Annotated in this window: 15 protein-coding genes; 13 read left to right on the top strand and 2 right to left on the bottom strand. The window is 61.0% G+C overall.

From position 1 onward, the window contains the following. Positions 1-294: 294 nt before the first annotated feature. Positions 295-3,747: a CAP domain-containing protein gene (locus tag ABHU32_RS01535; protein ID WP_346978601.1), complete on the top strand. Its 3,453-nt coding sequence runs from the start codon at positions 295-297 to the stop codon at positions 3,745-3,747. Positions 3,748-3,948: 201 nt separating this feature from the next. Here the strand turns inward: ABHU32_RS01535 and ABHU32_RS01530 are convergent, their stop codons facing one another. Next, entirely contained in the window at positions 3,949-5,652 is a 1,704-nt protein-coding gene (locus ABHU32_RS01530) for an OPT/YSL family transporter (RefSeq protein ID WP_346978600.1), read from the bottom strand. A gap of 192 nt (positions 5,653-5,844) precedes the next feature. Here ABHU32_RS01530 and ABHU32_RS01525 point away from each other — a divergent pair, with 192 nt between their 5' ends. The 11 genes from ABHU32_RS01525 to ABHU32_RS01475 all read left to right on the top strand — a co-directional run bounded on the left by ABHU32_RS01525 (position 5,845) and on the right by ABHU32_RS01475 (position 16,286). After that, positions 5,845-6,696, top strand: a complete 852-nt coding sequence (locus ABHU32_RS01525; RefSeq protein ID WP_346978599.1) for a type III pantothenate kinase — start codon at positions 5,845-5,847, stop codon at positions 6,694-6,696. Positions 6,697-6,779: 83 nt separating this feature from the next. After that, positions 6,780-7,304, top strand: coding sequence for a deoxycytidylate deaminase (locus ABHU32_RS01520; RefSeq protein ID WP_138339561.1), 525 nt, complete (start codon positions 6,780-6,782; stop codon positions 7,302-7,304). Between the two features lie 169 nt (positions 7,305-7,473). Then, positions 7,474-7,752 carry a NifU family protein gene (locus ABHU32_RS01515; protein ID WP_035137589.1) on the top strand — a complete coding sequence of 93 codons (279 nt, stop codon included), beginning with the start codon at positions 7,474-7,476 and terminating at the stop codon, positions 7,750-7,752. Positions 7,753-7,861: 109 nt separating this feature from the next. Further along, positions 7,862-8,683 carry a prolipoprotein diacylglyceryl transferase gene (gene lgt / locus ABHU32_RS01510; protein ID WP_022094473.1) on the top strand — a complete coding sequence of 274 codons (822 nt, stop codon included), beginning with the start codon at positions 7,862-7,864 and terminating at the stop codon, positions 8,681-8,683. A 134-nt stretch (positions 8,684-8,817) separates the two neighbouring features. After that, entirely contained in the window at positions 8,818-11,001 is a 2,184-nt protein-coding gene (locus tag ABHU32_RS01505; RefSeq protein WP_346978597.1) for a DUF6020 family protein, read from the top strand. Positions 11,002-11,166: 165 nt separating this feature from the next. Next, positions 11,167-11,973: a YebC/PmpR family DNA-binding transcriptional regulator gene (locus ABHU32_RS01500; protein WP_006234926.1), complete on the top strand. Its 807-nt coding sequence runs from the start codon at positions 11,167-11,169 to the stop codon at positions 11,971-11,973. Positions 11,974-12,139: 166 nt separating this feature from the next. Next, entirely contained in the window at positions 12,140-12,685 is a 546-nt protein-coding gene (locus ABHU32_RS01495) for an Asp23/Gls24 family envelope stress response protein (RefSeq protein WP_040358981.1), read from the top strand. Next, entirely contained in the window at positions 12,678-13,055 is a 378-nt protein-coding gene (locus ABHU32_RS01490) for a DUF2273 domain-containing protein (protein ID WP_040358983.1), read from the top strand. Before ABHU32_RS01495 ends, ABHU32_RS01490 begins: the two co-directional genes overlap by 8 nt. A 44-nt stretch (positions 13,056-13,099) precedes the next feature. Next, positions 13,100-13,621, top strand: a complete 522-nt coding sequence (locus ABHU32_RS01485) for an Asp23/Gls24 family envelope stress response protein (RefSeq protein ID WP_138374888.1) — start codon at positions 13,100-13,102, stop codon at positions 13,619-13,621. A 208-nt stretch (positions 13,622-13,829) separates the two neighbouring features. Beyond that, positions 13,830-14,852, top strand: a complete 1,023-nt coding sequence (locus ABHU32_RS01480; protein ID WP_161144641.1) for a YitT family protein — start codon at positions 13,830-13,832, stop codon at positions 14,850-14,852. A 150-nt stretch (positions 14,853-15,002) separates the two neighbouring features. Next, entirely contained in the window at positions 15,003-16,286 is a 1,284-nt protein-coding gene (locus tag ABHU32_RS01475; RefSeq protein WP_271747557.1) for a zinc-ribbon domain-containing protein, read from the top strand. A 140-nt stretch (positions 16,287-16,426) separates the two neighbouring features. On the opposite strand, the gene ABHU32_RS01470 is transcribed toward ABHU32_RS01475, so the two are convergent. Then, positions 16,427-17,890 carry a M20 family metallopeptidase gene (locus ABHU32_RS01470; RefSeq protein ID WP_346978596.1) on the bottom strand — a complete coding sequence of 488 codons (1,464 nt, stop codon included), beginning with the start codon at positions 17,888-17,890 and terminating at the stop codon, positions 16,427-16,429. 162 nt (positions 17,891-18,052) lie between these two features. Between ABHU32_RS01470 and ABHU32_RS01465 the strand changes: the two genes are divergently transcribed. Next, positions 18,053-19,696, top strand: coding sequence for an amidohydrolase (locus tag ABHU32_RS01465; protein WP_346978595.1), 1,644 nt, complete (start codon positions 18,053-18,055; stop codon positions 19,694-19,696). Positions 19,697-20,047: the final 351 nt, after the last annotated feature.

Here is a 20,047-nt window from a genome sequence, read left to right as displayed (position 1 = left end):
CTGGCACGGGCCGCGTATCCCGCCCGTCGCCCTTACTCTACACCGTGGCGGGCGGGGTACCTGTTGGACGCGGGATCCGATGGGGCGGATGGCGCGGGAGCAAATGCAAATCACAGGCTCAATTCGATCCCGCGAGAATATGATGCACCAGCTCCTACATATGTGACGAAATTGTGAAGCACGAGAGCGCGAATTTCAAAAATCCGCTGGTGACCAATGTTGCGCAACAGAATTCAAAAATCAGCTCCTACATTTAGAGGCGTATGGATACATCCGTGTCAAAGGGAGAAAGCCATGGCAAACTACAGTCCACAACACTTTGAGCCTCGGGCCAAGATTGTCAACGTCAAGGGCGTTGCTAACCGCGCCGTCGCAACCGTTTTGACGGCGGGCCTCATCGCTCAGCCGCTCATGTCGCCGCTGGCGGCAATCGCCGCACCGTCAACCGGTAACGGCGATTCTGTTCAGGGGGGGGGTAGTTCTGTAGAGAATAGCGTTACCGCCGGTAACCAAGCGGTCGTAAAGACGGCTGCCCAGCTGGCCGAGGAGTCGGCAAAGCAGCTCAAAGACGCTCAGGCCGCCTACGATGCCGCCCAGAAGAACGCCGATGCGGCGGGCCAGTCTCAAAAGCAGGCGCAGCAGCAAAAGAATCAGGCCTCGCAGGCTGTGAGCGACAACGAAATCGAGCAGAACGCAGCAGAAGTCGCCGCGCTCCAGGAGAAGATTGACGAGCTCAAAGCCGCCGTCGAAAAGACCGAGCAGCAGCAGAAGAAGCTGGGCGACCTGAACGATCAGCTCGATCAAGCCAACAAGAGTGTCGAGGATAAGACCCAGGCGCTCAAGGACGCCAAGGCAAAGCAGGATGAGGCCAAGAAGGCCCTCGACGATGCCCAGGCCAAGCTCGAGGCCATGGGTATGGACGAGTACGAGGTCGCCAAGAAGGCCGTCGAGGACGCGCAGGCAAAGCTCGATGACGCCAATAAGGCCGTTACTACTGCACAGGCCAATCTGGACCAGGCCAAGGCTGCCGAGGCCAGCGCCCAGCAGGAAAAGCAGAATACCGAGGCAGCTTTGACGACTGCCCAGGCCAAGAAGCAGGAGACTGCTGCTGCTCTCGCAGCCGCAACCACCGCGCGCGATAACGCCCAGCAGAAGTTCAACCAGGCGCAGGCCGCGCTCGATGCTGCCGTCTCGGGTACGGGTGTTGACCTGAGTGCGCTTGAGGCCGCCGAGAAGGCCGCCGCTGGTGAGCTTAAGACCGCGCAGGCGGAGCTCAATGCCGCGACGGATGCCGACGCTACCGCCCAGGCGAACCTGCAGGCGGCCCAGAATACCGCCACCGCCGCGCAGGAGAAGGCCAACGCCGCCAACGCTGCCGTGGCATCTGCCCGGTCTGCATACGATGCGGCAAACAAGGAGTACAAGGACGCGGCCAGTAAGCGTGACGCCGCGAAGACGGCATACGAGCAGGCCCAGCAGACCGAAGCCGACAAGAAGGCGGAGTACGACCGACTCGTCGAGGTCCGTCAGCAGAAGCACAGCGAGTGGGAGACGGCATGCGCTGAATCCGATACCGCCAGGAAGGCATACGACACCGCGAATGCCGAGGTCGAGAAGCTTAACCAGCAGATTGCCGACCTCAAGTCGAACATGACCGTAGACCAGAATGCCATCAGCCAGGGTATGTTCGGCTTCATGAACTACATCATCGGCGGCAGCCAGTTCACAGCCACGCAGAAAAAGAACGCCCAGGATGCCGTATCGACGTTGACCGGCGCCGATGACAAGGCCGAGTGGTATGACGATTACGTCGATCAGGACATGTCTCGCGACACCAACCCGCTTTCCTTGGAGCAGATGCGAAACGCCCTGACATATCTCGACACCCAGAACAACCTCCGCAAGGCGAACGGTCAGTCGGCGCTCAGCGTCAGCCTCCGCATGACTGCGGCAGCCGCCCTTAATGTATCATATTCATCGAACATCTGGGGGCACTCGGGCTGCTACTGGGACAATGGAGAAAATCTTGCCGGCGGCGGCGGCGCATATACCGGCGGCGAGACCGAGGATACGCTTGGCTGGCCATATACCGGTCTCTACACTCAGGAAAAAGAGGCATTCGATAAGTACGTCGAGAAGAATAGTGACCTTGGAAACCATCGATATGATTCCTACTATATCTACCAGCACTACAGCAGCATCTACCATGAGTGCGGGCACTATCTCAACATCATCGATGCCGGCACGAAGGCTATCGGCATCGCGACCGGTAGCGGTAAGAACACCGATTCCGAGGTAACAATCTTCGATTACAGCTCTTTTGACAGTGAGGCTGATTTCACTGTCTCCGAGTTCAAGAAGCTCCTGAACGACTACATCGATTCCGCCTATAACGCTGGCGGCACGCAGGCGCAGAAGGCGCAACTCAAGGAGCTTCAGGGCAAGCTCGCCGAGGCGCAGAAGAACTTTGGAACTACTAGGGAAGCTTACTTCGCAGCTGTAAACGGGCAGGATGCCGCCCAGGACGCTTTCACCGCAGCCGATGTGAACATGAACACCGCCAAGGGCGAGTACGAGAAGGCTCAGTCCGCTACTGCTGCCGCCAAGTCCGCCTACACCGCCGCCGAAGCCAAACTCAAGGGTATCGACGTCAAGACGCCCAAGACCAAGCTCAACGCCGCCAAGGGCGAGGCCGCTACTGCCCAGGCAGCTCTCGATAAGGCAAACGTCACGCTTGCTGACGGCAAGGCAAAGGCAACCGATGCCGCTGCTCAAAAGGCGAAGGCTCGCAGCGCCCGCGATGCTGCCAAGGTAAAGTCCGATCAGGCCAAAGAGGCGTATGACAACGCTACCGCTTCGGTCAAGGACCTTGCCGCCAAGTGCGATGCCGCCAAGACGGATCTTGCGAACAAGCAGGGCACGCTTGACGATGCCAAGAAGGCCGACGACACTGCCCAGGCTGGCGTTGACAAGGCTCAGGCCGCAGATGTGCGCGCCGCGACCGCTCTTTCGGGCGCCAAGCAGGCAGTTGCCGCCAAGACGCAGGCCCTGTCCGACGCACAGGCGAAGGCCAAGGCCGCCGAGGACGAGCTTGCCACCGCGAACAAGGCCTTCGAGCGCTTCGCTGGAGCCCAGAAAGCGGTCGACGACGCCAAGGTCGCCTATGACGCCGCCGTCGCCGGTGTCGCCGATGCCCAGAAGCAGCTCGAGGCCGCCAACGAAGCCGTCGTCGATGCGAACTTCGAGATCGTCAAGGCCAAGGCCGAGCTTGCCAGCGATGAGGCACTCAAGGCCGATCTTGAGGCTGTCGACCACAAGGCATCCCTTGCCGCGGGCACGACGGGCAACGAGAAGCTGGTCAAGCTGAACGCTGCCTACGCTCGCTATAAGACCGCCGTTGATGCCGCTGCTGGTCTCAAGGCTGCTCTGAGCGATGCCGATGCCAAACTGTCCGATGCCAACGACGCCTATGCCGCCGCGCTTGCCGAGCTTAACGATGCTAAGGATGCCCTGGCTGCCGCACAGGCCGAGTACGACAAGTATCATCCCAAGGCTGAGCCGCAGGCCAAGCCTCAGGTTGCGCAGGCTGCTGCAAAGGCTCCTGTCGCCAAGAAGAAGGCCACGTCGGCCGCGCTCGCCCAGACTGGCGATGACTCCGCTCTTGCGGGCGAGGTGTTCGTCATCGGCGGTATCACTCTCGTGGCCGCTGGTGTGACGCTGAGCGATCGTCGTCGCAAGCAGATGTAGCGTTTCGAGCGTAGTTTCTGCAACGAACTTCGGTTCATAGCAGGAGCGCTTCGATAGCTTAACCGATAAGGCCGGCGCGCTGTTAAACGCAGCGTGCCGGCCTTTCTTTGTTTCGATATCAAAAAGCCCGGTCGGCAGCCGCGAAAGCTACCGACCGGGCAAGCCGTAGGCGATATGGTTGCCGTCGAGCGGCCGCTCGACTTAGCCCAGCAGGCTCAGGCCAACAGAAACAAACGCCAGGATAACGCCGACGACGGACTCGCCGCCCAGCAGACCGCTGGCAACGACCAGGCCCTGCTCCTGGAAGGCGGCATCCTTGGCAGCCTTCTCCTCGTCCGAAAGACCGGCCTCGGCGTCGCGGTGTGCGGCCCACTTGTCGTAGGCGAGCTTGACGCAGGAGCCTAGGAAGGCCGTGAGCGACATGTAGAACGGCAGGTACACGCCTAGACCGATCATCATGGCCGGAATGCCGAGCCAGTACATGATGATACCGGCGATAAAGCCGCCCGCGAACCACGGCACGCTCGGGATGCCCGAGACCATGGTGGCGACCACGCTTGCCTGCGCGGCCACAAAGCTCTTGTCGGGGCCGAAGGCGTCCGGACCATAGGCGGTGACGAGCGCGACCATGACAGCGGCAGCGACCAGGGCACCCACGATGCCACCAATGGCCTGGCCGACCCACTGTGCGCGCGGGTTGGTACCCAGTACGGCTCCGGCCTTAAAGTCGTTCATGACGTCGCCCGCAAGGCCGCACGCCACGGCCACGATGCCGGCGATAAAGAACAGCTTGACCTGCGCGAGCTGCGCGAAGGCTGCCACGATGAGCATGACGATGAGGCCAAAGATCTCCATGGGGTCGATGCCCGTCTGGCCGCAGCTCTGCGCGCTCATGATGGTGGTGACAAAGGTGAACAGCGTGACGATGACGGCCGGAACGGGGCCAAGGTCGAGCGCGATGGCTACGATCACGGCAATGGCGGCGGTGCCCAGGCCGATGATGCCGGCGTCGAGCTTAAGCGAGCCCGAGATGAGCGACTGCTCGTCGGTGTCGGTGGAGCTGTCGGCGGCGAGGCCGCGGACGATGCCGGCGACCTGCGGCAGGATGTCTTTAAGGACGACAGCGACGCCAAAGCCCATCATAAGGCCCATACCGAGGGACTTGACGATACCCTGCGCGGTCACAATATCGAACAGGCCGGCGGCGGTGCCGCCGACGATGATGCCAAAGTTGCCCAGCAGCGCGCCGGCAAACCAGAAGGCGACGGGGGCGAAGCCCACCAAAAAGCCGATGGACAGCAGCATGGGCGAGTTGTAGATGGCAAAGGTCACGCCGGGGATATTGAGCGTGCACAGCATGCTGGGCACCACGCCCAGGGCGTCGCGAAGCACGCTGTAGATGCCTGCAATGGCCATGGAGCCAAAGAGCTGCTTGCCGGTCTTGCCGCCGGCCTCGGTGGCGCGCAGGGTCTGAGCTGCGGCGTTGCCGGTGGGGAACTCCAGCGCGGCGTCCACGATAAAGTGACGGTGGATGAGCGCTGTCGCCAGAAGGCCCAAGATGGTGCCGGCGAGCGCCACGATAAACATGTCGAGCCAGCTGATCTGGTCGGCATAGCCCAGCATCCAAGCGCCCGGGATGGTAAACGCCAGGCCGCCGGCGACCATGGCGCCCGCGGACATGATGGTGTGGGTGACGTTGGCCTCGTTGAGGCTGGCGTTGCCCATGAGCTTCAGGAAGAACAGCGAAATGACGGCAGCGAAAATGATCGGCCAGGGGAGCGCACCCATTTTGAGGGCGGTATAGGCCGAACTTGCCGTGATGATCACGCAGCCAAGGACGCCGATGACGACGCCGCGCAGCGTGAGTTGACCGCGCATCGAAGTGCGGTTCGAGGGATTGCTCATATAGAACTCCTTTGCGTATATCCGCTTCCCCCGCAAGCGCCGCTACGGATACGGCGCGGGAAGTCGGGTTACCAAGGGCCGCCGCGTGAGCTCGCGCACGACCGCGCACCAGTATAGCCGCAAGCTAGTCATTTTGGGATGACTGGTTTAGGGAGGCGATATACTGCTGGGCAGACGAAAGGAGCGCCGACGATGCTTAATGGGTGCGCATACATATTGACGGTCGACGTGGGCAACACGTTCATTCGCTTTGGCCTGTTTGCCGAGGATTCGGCCGCGGCGCAGGAATGTCCGCTTGCGACGTGCGAGATCACCACGCCGTCGAGCATCACAGCAGACGAGGCGCGCATGCGTCTCGTGCAGGTCATGGCCGCACTGGCGGCCGATGCGGGCATGCCGGGTGTGCTCGTACCCGCCGCGGCCGTGCTGAGCTGCGTGGTCCCGGCGCTCGAGCGCCCGTGGAAGGCGGCACTTTCCCGTACCTGCACGGGGCGCGTGCTCACCGTGGGGCCGGGCCTCAAGACCGGCATACCCGTGCACTACGATGACCCGGCCGAGATCGGCCCCGACCGCATTGCCGACGCCGTGGCGGCTCGTGCCGTCTACGGCTCGCCGTGCATCGTCATTGACCTGGGCACCACGACCAATATCGAGGTCATCGATGCGCACGGCACTTTTGCGGGCGGCGTCATCGCGCCGGGGCTGGCGCTCGGCGCCCGTTCGCTTTCGGCCGCTGCGGCGCGCTTGCCGCAGGTTGAGCCCTCGGCACCCACGCATGTCATCGGCCGCAACACGCGCGAGGCCATGCGCTCGGGTGTGGTTCTGGGCGAGGTGGCCCGCATCGACGGCATGCTCGACATGGTGCTTGCCGAGATGCGCGCGACCAAGGCCGCGGGGGAGGGCGATGTGCCCATCGTCATTACCGGCGACGATGCCGAGGCACTTGCGGCCCTTGTCGGTCATAGCCTGACGGTCGATGACGCGTTGACGCTGCGGGGTCTCGCCGAGCTCTACCACATCAACCAAAAGCCCCGCCGTGCGTAGCGATGGGGGCGGTGAGACAAAAACGTCTCCACCTTCCACCTGCTACAATGGGTCAAACTATTGCGATTTCGGAGGTGTCTGCCATGTCGGACGATCTTCATCAAACCGCGTCGGGCAAGCGCCGCGACGTCATTAGCTGGGATGAGTTCTTTATGAGCGTGGCCATCGCCGCGCAGCGCCGCAGTAAGGACCCCAACACGCAGGTGGGCGCGTGCATCGCCAACACCAACCACCGCATCCTTTCGGTGGGCTACAACGGTACGCCCTCGGCGCTCAACGACGACTTTTTCCCGTGGGGCACGAGCGACGACCCGTTGCAGGATAAGCACAACTACGTGGTGCATGCCGAGGCAAACGCCGTGCTCAACTACCGCGGCTCGCTCAAAGACCTTGAGGGTTCCACGGTCTACGTCACGCTGTTCCCGTGCCACGACTGCGCCAAGATCCTGGCGCAGGTGGGCGTGGGCGAGGTCGTCTACCTGGACAATAAGTACGCCGATACCGACGACGGCCGTATCAGCCGCCGCATTCTCGACTCCTGCGGCATCAGCTACCGCCAGGTCATCGTCGATGTCCAGATTGGTACCGGGGGACAGGCTCGGCAGTAGCGCGTGCCAACGCAGCTGGCGTCAAAACAGCCAAAAGAGCCCCGTCCCAAATTGACTACTCGTGAAAGTCGCGTCTGCGCGCATGGACGGCTCGTGAGCGGGTACATGGCTGTAGTAACATAGCTTCTGTCCGCGGGCGTGCCCGCGTTATTGTGAGAAAGGAGCCCCTGTGGCTGTTAACGAAGAGCTGCTTAAGAAGGTTCTTGAAGAGATTCGCCCCAACCTGCAGGCCGACGGCGGCGATATGGAGTATGTGGGCGTCGACGACGAGGGCGTCGTCAAGCTGGAGCTGCAGGGCGCCTGCGCCGGCTGCCCCATGAGCTCGCTAACCCTGTCTATGGGCATCGAGCGCATCCTGAAGGAGCATGTGCCCGGCGTTACCCGCGTTGAGCAGGTCAATGCTTCCGGCGAGGCCGAGGACCTGTACGACGAGTACGCGCCGTTCTAAGATGCGAAAGCTGCGGACGGTACGCTCCGCATAGACGTTACGCCCAGATATGCGGCTGCGAGCGCAAGGCCCGCGGCCGCATTTGTATGTAGGGAGCAGGGGGACCGATATGCTCAACGACCTCTACCATATGCTTGATCCCGTCGCCATCTCGGCGGGGCCCATCACCATCTACTGGTACGGCTTGGCCTATGTGGTCGGAGCTCTGCTCACGGCGGTCGTCATGTACCGCACGCAGCGCCGTTGGGGTTTTGACATTACGGTCGACGACCTGACGAGTGTCGTGGTCGGCGTGGTCTTTGGCCTTATCATTGGCGCCCGCCTGTTCTACGTCATCTTTTACGGCGACGGCTACTACTGGGCGCATCCGCTCGAGATCTTTGCTACCAATGAAGGCGGCATGAGCTTCCATGGCGGCCTGGTGGGCGGCATCATCGGCGGCGTGCTCGTGTGCCGCATGTACAAGCTCGACGCCTGGACCATCGCCGACCTTGCCGTTATCGGTGCTCCGCTGGCCTTATGTCTGGGACGCTGCGCCAACTTTGTCAACGGCGAGCTGTGGGGCAAGCCGACCGATCTGCCCTGGGGCGTGATCTTTGGCGGCACCGCGGGCGATATGCCGCGTCATCCCTCCCAGCTCTACGAGGCATTCCTCGAGGGTATTGTGCTCTTTTGCATTCTGCAGGTGCTCAGCCGCAAAAAGCCGCTACTGCCCCAAGGCACGTTTATGGGCGTCTTTGTGATGGGTTACGGCATCGTTCGCTTTTTGATTGAGTTTGTGCGTGTGCCCGATGCGCAGCTGGGCTATCTGCTGGGCGGCGTCATCACCATGGGTCAGCTGCTGAGCCTGCCGCTCGTAATCGCGGGCCTGGCGCTCATCATCTTTGCTCGTCGCCGCAACCAACCCCAGCGCATCTACCTCGACGCTTAACCACCAAAAAGTGAACAGGCACCTTTGTGGTGGTTCGCTGGGCAACGATGACAGAACCGTAACGTTTCCCCAGATAAAACCTGCCAAAATAAACCTGTCCCTTTTTGGCAGGTTTCTAGAAAGGCTTTCGGACTGTGAAGGATTCCGACCTCTCCACAACGGCTGCGCGCGACGCTGCCCGCATCGTCTGGTTTAAGCGCTACCCCGCCAAGCAGACGCTCATCGCATTTTTGCTCGCGCTGTTGGCGACCACGGCGTTTTCCATCGATCCTGCCCCGGTGTCGAGCAACGCAGTCTTGGCGATTGACCCCAAAGCCTCGGGCATGCTGTACGTGTGCTACGAGGTGCTCCTTTCGTTTGCCGGCCATACCGACGCGGTCATGCTGCTTGCACTTGCCTGCCTGCTCACCTTGCCGTTTCGCTACGTGTTCTTTGGCCGTGGCGATACCTGGCGTCCATCGATCATTCTGCCGTCGCTGTTCTTCGCCATCTGCATGGTGTTCGGCCGCAGCTACGATCTCACCGACTCGGCCGAGATTGTCCTTGGCGACAAAGCCCGCATCATCTGCGCCTGGATTGGCGGCGCGGGCTGGATGCTCTTGGCGGTCGTTGCCTTCTACCTTGCCTTTGAGTGTCTAGATTGGCTGAGCTCCCGACGCATCCCGTTTTCCGAAGCACACTTTGGCCGCGTATGGCGTGTGACTCACGCCGTGCTCTCGGTCCATCCCTTTGCCGGGCCCTTCCTGGTGCTTATGATCGCCTGGGCGCCCACGCTCATCGCTTCGCTGCCCGGCCTTTTTATGGGAGATACGGGCGCGCAGATTCGCCAGTGGTTCAACTATCCCAACGGCACGAGCGACTACCTGCGCCTACTCAACCCCAACGTGCTGCTCAACGGGCATCATCCCGTAGTGCACACGGCCATTATCGGCTCGTGCGTTCAGCTGGGGCTTTCGCTGTTCAACAGCGCTAACGCGGGTCTTGCCATCTACACCTGCGCTCAATTTGTCATCACGGCTGCCTGCATGGCCTATTCCATTTCGTCGCTGCGCAAACTGGGCGTGAGCCTGCCGGTTCGCGGTGTGATCCTGCTGTTCTTTGCGTTTATGCCGATGTTCTCTAACTACGCGGCGTTGCTCACCAAAGACGTGCTCTTTGCCGACGTGTTCTTGGTGCTGTTGGTACAGACCGTCAAGCTCGTGGCATGTGGCTTGCCTCGTCGTGATGCCAATGTCGAGCGAGCGGGCGAGAAAGCCCCCGTGCTCTTTGCGCGCCACGACTGGCTGCTGCTCGCCCTGGGCGCCATGGGTTCCACGTTTCTGCGCAACGGCGGTCTGGTGTTTCCCCTGGCGGCATGCGTAATCGCGGCGGCGTTTTGCGCATGGGACGCGCATACGGCTCGTCGTGCAGCCAAGCAGGCCGGTGCTGCGCCTTCGGGCGCCATCTCGCGCTTCCGCTGGGTGGGAGTTCTTGCGGTGCTTGCACTCTGCCTTGCCTCTAATATGTACTTCACCAAGGTCTTTATGCCGGCACACGACATCACGCCTGGTTCCAAGCGCGAAATCCTTTCGATTCCGTTCCAGCAGACGGCTCGTTTTGTCCAAAAGCACGACGGCCTCAACTCGGGCGTCAACCCCACGGTTAAGGAGGACGGCACCATCGTGGAGGCTCCTTGCGACGGTTCGGTGACCGACGAAGAGCGTGCCGTGATCGATCGCGTACTCAAGTACGAGAACCTGGGCCGCCGCTACAATCCCGACAAGTCCGATGCCGTCAAGAACTGCTTTAACGAGTACGCCTCGCAGGAGGACATCGATGCCTATTTTGAGGTATGGGCTCAGATGTTTAAGAAGGATCCCGAGTGCTATATTTCGGCGCTTATCAATAACTACTATGGTTATTTTTATCCGAGCGCGCGCGATGCCTGGGTCTACAGCACGGCGCGTAGTGCCGAGATCATGGCGCGTCCCGACAACCTCAAGTACTTCGACTTCCATCCGGTTGACAGCAACGTGGTGCGCTGGTGTGACCACCTGATCAATCTGTATCGTGTAGCGGTGCAGCGCATCCCGTTTATTTCGCTCACCATGAGCTCGGCCACCTATGTGTGGATCATGATCGCCGTGGTGGTCTACCTGCTGCGTCGTCATTCATGGCGTGCGCTGGCGATCTGGGTGCCGCTGTTGGGCGTGCTTGCCGTGTGCCTGATTGGCCCGTGTAACGGATCGACCTACATGCGCTACCTGTATCCGGTCATCGCCTGCATGCCCTTCGCCATCGGCGCCACCGTCACCCGCAGCGACTTCCTCTGGTTCTAACTTGGTGCATTGGGGGTCAGGTTTCTTTGCACCAAAGGGGTCATCATCACGACGCCTTCATTTTGGGGTTTATCTCGCAGGCCAGTAGGTATATCATAACGACGTTTGTTTATATTGCCCGAGCATCTGCGCTGGGCTTTAGGTCGAAACCGATAGGAGACACGTATGTCCGGACACTCTAAGTGGGCCACAACCAAGCATCGTAAGGGCGCGCAGGACGCCAAGCGTTCCGCCCTCTTCTCCAAGCTGAGCCGCAACATCACCGTTGCTGCCCGTCTCGGCGGCGACCCGCTGCCCGAGAACAACGCCAGCCTCGCCGCTGCCGTTGCCAAGGCCAAGGCTCAGTCCATGCCCAAGGACAAGATCAAGTCCGCTATCGACAAGGCATTTGGTTCGGGTGCTGACGCTGCCGTCTACGAGAACATCGTGTACGAGGGCTACGGTCCCGCCGGTGTCGCCGTCTACGTCGACTGCCTGACCGACAACCGCAACCGTACCGCCGCTGATGTCCGTTCCGCCTTCTCCCACGCTGGTGGCAACCTGGGCACCTCCGGCTCCGTCGCCTTCCAGTTTGAGCGTAAGGGCCAGATCGTCGTCGCCAAGGAGATCCTGGACGAGAACGCCAAGAAGGAGACCATGATCGCCAACGGTGCTGCCGGTGACGAGGATGAGTTCATGATGGCCATCGCCGAGGCCGGTGGCGAGGACTACGAGGATGCCGGCGAGGAGTGGATCGTCTGGACTACTGCCAACGAGGTCATGGCTGTCTCCAAGGCGCTCGAGGAGCAGGGCGTCCAGGTCAAGGGCTCCGAGACCACCATGGTCCCGACCACCCCGACCGAGGTCTCCGGCGCCGACGCCAAGAAGGTTCAGCGCCTCATCGACCGTCTTGAGGAGCTCGACGACGTCCAGGATGTTTACAGCACCATGGACATGACCGACGAGGTCATCGCTGCCCTCGAGGAGGAGTAGCGCCTGCACGGATTGAGCCGTGCATATCTGGGCATAATGAAGCGAGCATGCAAGCCTCGTGGAATAGATGAGCCGGATCCGCGTGCGTAGAGCACCGGACCCGGCTCTTTTATAATGATGCGAACCGTTTTGCATTTCGAGAGCCGAGATTTGAAGGGAGCGTCACGTGCGCGTACTCAAACGAGCCCTAGCGATCGTGTATCTTGCCGCCGCCATCGTGGCGCTGGGTACGCTTGTCTGCCAGTTTTGGGGGCCGTATACGTATCGCTTTATGCTGCTGATGCGCGACCCCATGCCGCGCATTGTCGTGACGGCATGCGGCGGAGTTGTGGCGATTGGCGTGCTGGTAAGCTTCTTCCGCCTGATGTTTGCTCGTCGCGAGCCGTCCTGCGTGCATCCGGCGGGGGAGCGCAATATCGAGGTCACCCTTGCGGCGCTTTCTTCGTGCGCCAGGGCTGCTGCAGAGCGCGACGATCGCGTGATGATCGAGCATGTCGAGGCCCGCGTCCAAGGTTCCGACGATTCGCACGTCCGTTTTAAGGTCGAGGCTATCGCGCTTGACGATAAGGACGTGGCATCTCTGGCTACCGCGATGCAGCAGCGCATCGAGGAAGCTTGCGACACCATGCTCGGCACGCCGGGTACGACCACGCGCGTCCGTTTTTTGCCGTCCAAGACTACCGTCCAGACCGTGGAGGTTTCCGGTGAGTGATACCAATCAAGATAAGACCGCTCGTACGCCGCGCCTGACGATTGACCAGAGCGCCACGCCGGCGAGCGAACCTGTTGATTCCAAAGCAGAGGCAACTGAGTTACAAGACGCGGCGGCCGCGGATTTTGACGAGGCTATGGGTCTCATCAAGGGTACGGGCGCTGCCATCTGGAGCTATGCTGTGCGTCATCCCAACACCACGCTCGGTGCCGTCGCTGGCTTTATCCTTGCCGTGTTGGTGCTCACGCTCGGCCTGTGGGACACGCTCGTCATTGCATTCTTCGTGCTGATCGGCGCCGTGATCGGCCAAATTCGCGACGGCGAAAACGGGATCGTCAACTTCTTCGGCCGTCTGTTTAGCGGCCGCTAATATGTATTCGACTGTCGCATCCGCGGCAGGCTTAAGGAGGAACCATGGCTTTTAATACGAAGGTCGATGTGGCCGATACCGAGCTCGAGGAGAATGAGGCGGCCGTCGCCGAAGCCGAGGATGTGACGCTCGAGGATGAGGCGCTCGTCGAGGCCGAGTCCGCCGATGACGCGGACGAGGATGATGAGGAAACAGACGAGTCCGAGGACTCGCTGACCTATTCCAACGGTGTGATCGAGAAGATCGTCGCCATGGCCACCCGCGAGGTGCCGCACGTCCTGGGCATGAAGGGTAACCTTATGCACTTTGTGCAGGAGCAGTTTGGTGCCGAGAATCTGACCAAGGGCGTGACGGTTGAGGTCACCGATGACAATCGCGTGGTCGTCAACATCTCCGTCATTATCGAGTACGGCGCCTATGCGCCCGCGATTTTCGACGACGTTAAGGCGCGCGTGACCGAGCGCCTTGCCGCGATGACCGGCCTTGAGGTGGCGGGCGTCAACCTGCGCATCGAGGACGTCATCACCCCCGAGGAGTACGAGCACCGCACCAGCCAGCACGAGTAACCTTCCAAAAAGGGACAGGTTTGTTTTGGCAGGCTTTATCTGCGAAAACGTTAAACGGCCGACCGCGCAAGCAAAAGCGTGGCCGGCCGTTATTTGTATGCCCCCCGATGTGGGCATACCGCTCGTCTAACTAGGGGTTGCAATCGTCGCGTTCCGCGTTACCCTAATGGGCGCATTGTTTCCAAATTGTTAACGAGGGGTTGCCGTAATGGCCGACGAGCACGAAACAGAAAGCAAGGCATGGGCGATTGAGGCCGCCGCGGCAGAGGCGGCATCGCGTGCTGCCGAGGAGGTGCATCGTCCTCCCGTGGTGCCGATGGAGCGCGTGGTTGATCGCACCGATATCGAGCGCGGCGAGCGTGTCGGTCAAAAGCGCAGCCAGGAGCCGGGCTTCCCGCGCTTTTTTGCCGAGCTCAATCTGGGCCTGATTCTTACGGCCTTCGCCATCGTTGCGTTTAAAACCCCTAATCACTTTGCTTTTGGCGGCACCTCGGGCGTGTCGGTCATTCTGTCCACGCTGTTCCCGACCCTGCCCGTCGGCGTCTTTATGTGGATTATTAACGCGGTTCTCGTCGTTTTGGGCTTTATCTTTTTGGAGCGCAAGGCAATCCTGTGGAGCGTCTTCGCCTCGTTTGCGCTGTCCGCCTATGTTTCGCTGTTTGAGCTCTTTATTCCGACTGATGTCTCTCTGACGGGTGATATGTGGCTCGACCTGTGCTTTGCCGTCATCTTGCCGGCGCTTGGCAGCGCTATTGTCTTTGACATCGGCGCCTCGACGGGCGGCACGGACATTCTTGCCATGATCCTCAAGCGCCGCACGACGCTCGAGATTGGCCGCGCGCTGCTGTTGGTCGATATCGGCATCGTGGCCATCGCGGCCTTTTTGTATGGCCCGCGTGTCGGTCTGTATTGTGTGCTCGGCCTGTTTGCCAAGACGCTTGTGGTCGACAAAGCCATTGAGAGCATTCACCTGCGCAAAGTCTGCACGGTCATTTGCTCCGAGCCCCTTAAGGTCGAGGAGTTTATCGTCAAGCATCTCAACCGCACGGCGACCATCAGCCGCGGCTACGGTGCCTTCTCGGGCAAGTGCGTGACGGTGATCATGAGCGTGCTGAGCCGTCGCGAGGCCGTGCAACTACGCCGCTATGCGCGCGAAGTCGATCCGGGTGCCTTTATCACGATCGTCGACAGCTCCGAGATCGTCGGCAAGGGCTTCCGCGGAACGAACTAGCGCGGACACACTCATCAAACAATCGAAAAGCGCCTCGCGCGTTGCAAATACGTCATCTAAGAGTATTTGTCCTCACATTGGGTGATAATGATGCCAAAGACATCGTTTGCGATCCAGGTGATTCGCTCTAGATACGAAGGGATGATTTCGATGTTCTGCTCGCAGTGTGGCGCCCCTATGGGCGATAACGACAAGTTCTGCGGCGTGTGTGGTGCTCCTAATGCCGGTGCCGCTGGCCCCGCTCCCCAGGGACAGCCTCAGCCCCAGCAGTTTGTTCCGCAGCCGCCCGTGGCGAATGTGCCAAAGGGCTGTGTGGCTCAGGCGTTCCAAGATATGACCAAGACTCCGGGCGTGCTTCAGCGTGTATGCCAAATCGCGTTTTTGCCGGCGCTGATTTGCGTTGTGTCGGTGCTCGTGTTGTTTATTCCCGTTATTGGCGGCATTGCGGCTGCCATCGGCTTTTTGGCAGCTTGCATTGCGAGCGTGTGCGGTTCCGGCTTTGGTATTGAGTGGGGCCGTGATCTTTCGCTCAAGGTCGATGACGGCATGGATCGCCCGTTGATGCGTTCCACATCGTTTGGCCTTGGAGTCTTTTCGAGCGTTATTTCGGTCGTGCTCGAGGTTATCGCTGCCATTCCCGTTATCGGTGTAGTGCTTTCGCTGGTGGAGGGCGTGGTAATTGGCGCCGCGGGCTCGTATTCTTATTACGGCTCTTATGCGCTCGAGGCTGCGCTGTTCGGTTCGCTCGGCCTGCTTGTCCTGGCGCTAATTGCCTCGGCGATTCTGGGTGTCTTCTTTAAGATGTTCGCCGACATTGCCGTGATGCACTTTGCGGTGACCGGGCGCGTCGAGAGCGCGTTTTCGCTCGATAAGGTCTGGGCGGCCTTTAAGCACAACAAGACCAAGCTGTTCTGTGCTTCGTTCCTTCCCGAGTTTTTGACGGGCCTGGTTGCCAACGTTGTCACATGGATCTTGACGGTCGTCTTTGGCGCCATTGCCTCTGTCGGTATGTATAGCTACTACTATCGTCCTACGGGTATTGAGGCAATCGTTACCGGCGGTGGCGTCACGCTCGCGCTGTTCTTGGTGCTGGTCGCTTTCGTCACCGTATTTCTTACGGTCTTTGGCAAGATGCTCAAGCACCGTGCCGTTGGCTATTGGGCCGCACGCTATGCAAGCGAGTGGGCCGATGAGGATAAGGACGACGTCCTGACTTTTGTGTTGCCCTTCGAGAAGAAGTCCGCTCCTTCGGGTTACGGTGCTCCGGATGCTTCGCCGGCACCTGCACCCGCTCCCGCGACCGAGCCTGAGCCGGCGCCCGAGTCTGAGACGGCATCTGAGTCCGAGCCTGAGCCTGAGCCTGAGCCTGAGCCGGCACCTGCACCTGAGTCGGCGTCCGAGCCAAGCTCCGACGAGGAACCTCAGGACGAGTAGCCATGCCGTCTGCCATTTGGGGACGGGGTAGAAATAGTAGAAATGGCGCTTGAAGAATGAGCGGGGGCGGACGTGTCGAAACGTCCGCCCCCGCTTTGACATCGCGATGTGGCTATGACTGCGAGATGCCAGCGAATCGACTACTCGTCGTGCTTCTCCTCGCGGCGTGCAGCAGCGCGTGCGTCGTGGATGCCCTTGATCGCGGCATGGCGAGCCGTTCGGGCATCATGGATGGCGTCGCGAGCCTCGGCGGTCGTCGCCTTGGCAGAGCGCAACTTGGCGGCCAGATCGGGGTTGGTTTCGGCGACCGCGGTAATCGCGGGGCCGTCGAGCTCCTCTTGCGTGGGCTCGGCCAAAAAGTCGATAGCATACTGGGCGGCCACCATGGAGCCCCTTGCCAGCACGGTCTCGTCGATCTTGTAGAAGCAGGAATGTTGGGCGTACGTGGCGCCAATCTTGGGGTTGCGCGTACCTACAAAGGCGAGCACGCCCGGTACGCGACGCAGGTACTCCGAAAAATCCTCGCCCGAAAGCGTGCCGCGATAATGGCCTTGGCCGGTGGGGCCCAGGCACTTGATTACAGCCTGGCGGCAGCGCTCGCTCGAGGCGGCGTCGTTTTCGACCTTGTAGTTGGCGATGGTGTAGTCGGTGAGCTCTGCCTCGGCGCCCAGAGCTGCCGCGGTATGCTCCACGATGCGGCGCATGAGCTCCGGCATTTCCTCGTGGGTCGAATCGCCGTAGGTGCGCACTGTGCCGGCGAGGTAGGCCGTGCCGGCGATAACGTTGCGCGCGGTGCCGCCGTGCAGCTCGCCGACGGTGATGACGGCCGGCTCGTAGGGGCTGATTTCGCGCGAAACGATGGTTTGCAGGGCGTTGACGATCTCGGCGGCAACCATGACGGCGTCGTGACCTCGCTGGGGCATGGCGCCATGGCACGAGGTGCCGCGGACGTCGATGCGGAACCAGTCGGTATTGGCCATGCGCGGACCGGGCTCGCAGCTCACGGTGCCGGCGTCGACCTCACTCCAGATGTGCGCGGCGTAGGCGCCATCGACTCCGTCGAGCACACCCGTGCCGATCATGAGCTTAGCGCCCTGGCCGTTTTCCTCGCTGGGCTGGAATACGATGCGGACTTCGCCGTGGATGTCGTCGGTCATATGGCGCAGGATTTGCAGCGTTCCGAGCATCATGGCGATATGGCAGTCGTGGCCGCAGGCGTGCATGCAGCCCTCGTTGACGCTGGCGAACTCCTCGCCAGTCTGCTCGGTAACGGGCAGGGCGTCGATATCGGCGCGCAGCAGGATGCGGCGGCGTGGCGTGCCGTCCTCGCGATAGGCGTCGGGCGCGGTGCCGCGAAGGGTCGCCACCAGGCCCGTCTTGAGGGGACGCTCGTAGGGGATATTCATGGCGTCGAGCTGGTTGGCGATGTCGGAGGTCGTGCGCTCCTCGGCAAGGCTCAACTCCGGGTGCTTATGGAAGTGGCGGCGCTGCTTGATGATGTAGGGCTCAAACTCAGCGGCGATATCTTGGATGGCCGCGGTGACGTCATCTGCCGCGCGAACCTCGGTTGCCGTCATGATCTGCTGTGCCTTGGTCTTCGTCATGGTCGATTTGCTCCTTGCTGGGTTGATCGCAAAATCGTACAGGCTCTCTCCAGTATGCCACCTGCCGCTAGGGCTGGTAAAGTTGCCGTTTGCCGCTTGGGGTTTTGTTACAAGGGCGGGGGAGTACACTCGGGGGTGTTGAATTTCCTGCCAGAGATGGGGATGCCCATGCAACATATCGATCGGATTATCCGCTCCAAGAACGTTTTTACCGCCCAAGACGGCATCGATACCGCCCGCGAGCTGGCGATTGCCATCGCAGGCGACCGTATCGTCGCAGTCGGTGCGCCCGATGACGTGATCGCCGCCGCTCCCGCCGCCACGTCGGTTATCGACTGCGGCGAGCAGTTTGTCTGCCCCGGTTTCCATGACGCTCATCTGCACTTCTTCCATACCTCGGTCGGTTCCTCGCCGTACATGCTCATGGATATGGGCACGTCCGAGGCGGCGCTGGTGCAACATGCGCTCGAGTTTTCCCAGGACCTGCCCGACGACGCTTGGGTTGTGACGCAGGGCTGGCGCGACTACCGTTGGGACCCGCCCGAGCATCCTACCAAGGCGTCGCTCGATGCGGCATTCCCCGATCGTCCCTGCGCTATGTATTCGGGCGACGGGCACACGCTTTGGCTCAACAGCCGCGCACTCGAAGCCCTCGGCGTGACACGCGACAGCGAGCCTCCGGCGGGTGGCAGTTACGACAAAGACTCAAACGGTGAGCTTACGGGTATCGCCCACGAGGCAGCTGCTATGCAGCTGCTGCCGCGCTGTCTTGAATGGCTGGGCGAGGATCGCATTGCAAGCGCTTACGCCGATCAAATGAGGCGGATGGCCGAGCAGGGCATCACCTCGATATGCGATATGTCGCTCATGCCCATGCCGGGCTGCGATTTTATCCGCGACGACGTCTACGACAAACTGCAGGCAGCCGGCAAGTTGGGCATCCGAGCCCATTTGTTTCCCACGCTGCTGGATGACCAATCACGCTTGGAAGAGCTGCAGGTACGTTACGCGAACAACGCGCTGCTTTCGGCGCCAGGCTTTAAGCAGTTCTTCGACGGTGTGTCGAGCGAACACACGGCCTATCTCACCGAGCCCTATACCAACCCGCGCTTCCCGGGCGATCAAGGTCGCCTGACGGTTCCTGCCGAGCGCATGCGCAAGCTGGTTCTGGCGGCCGCGGAGCGCGGCCATACCGTGCGCATCCATGTCATCGGCGACGGTGCCATCCATGCCGCGCTCGATATCTTTGAGAAGGCCGCCGAACTGTACGGCCTGCCCCAGCACGGCCATAACACGCTCGAGCACCTGGAGAACCTCTTGCCCGAGGACATCGATCGTCTACGCAAGCTTAACGTCGTTGCCTCGAGCCAGCCCTGTCACATTACACTCGACCCGGGCGGCCCCGAGCGCGATCTGGGCCTGGAACGCAGCCGCATCATGTGGCCGTTTGCGACCTATAAGCAGCGCGGCATCCGCCAAGCCTTCGGCACCGATAGCCCCATCACAGCTGTTACAAGCATGAACGTGCTCTACACGGCTATCACGCGCCAGGATCCCAAAAGCCACTGGCCCGAGGGCGGCTGGTTACCGAGCGAGCGCATCGATGCAGCAACAGCCCTGCGCAACTATACCCTGGGCAGCGCCTATGCAGCGGGCGACGAGCAAAACCTCGGCAGCTTGGAGCCCGGCAAGTATGCCGACCTGGTAGTCCTGGACCAAAACCCGCTCACCATCGACCCCCAAGAGCTCCAAGCCACCAAAGTCCAAGCCACCTACCTAGCCGGCAACCTGATCTACGAGCACTGACGTTCATACCGCACCGTTAAACGCGGCTCGGGCAGTCTATTTTGGGATGGCGCTCGAGCCGCATTTGTTTGCCGATGGGGGTTCGTTAGGAGCGTCCCCGCTCTGTTGGATTTGGGCGCGGGGTTGAGGTGCTGCTGCCTCGTGCGCTCAATTTGGACATCAGCAATGCTGACTCTTAGTGTTTTGCATACTTCCCATTACAGATTGCATAAAAAGGCTGGGATGTTCTTCCTGATCCTGATGTACCCCCGCCCGTGCCGTGCAAAAAACGGAGTATTCAGCACCACGAGCTCTGCCGGTGCCGCTGCGGCTGAGTAACGTTGCGGAGATTGACGTCATTTTGGGCTCCGG

Origin of the sequence: Collinsella aerofaciens (genome assembly GCF_039758965.1) — a bacterium.
Classification (GTDB): Bacteria; Actinomycetota; Coriobacteriia; order Coriobacteriales; family Coriobacteriaceae; genus Collinsella; species Collinsella aerofaciens_BR.
Note: the sequence above shows the minus strand (reverse complement) of the source record. Positions and strands in the feature narration are given on the sequence as shown.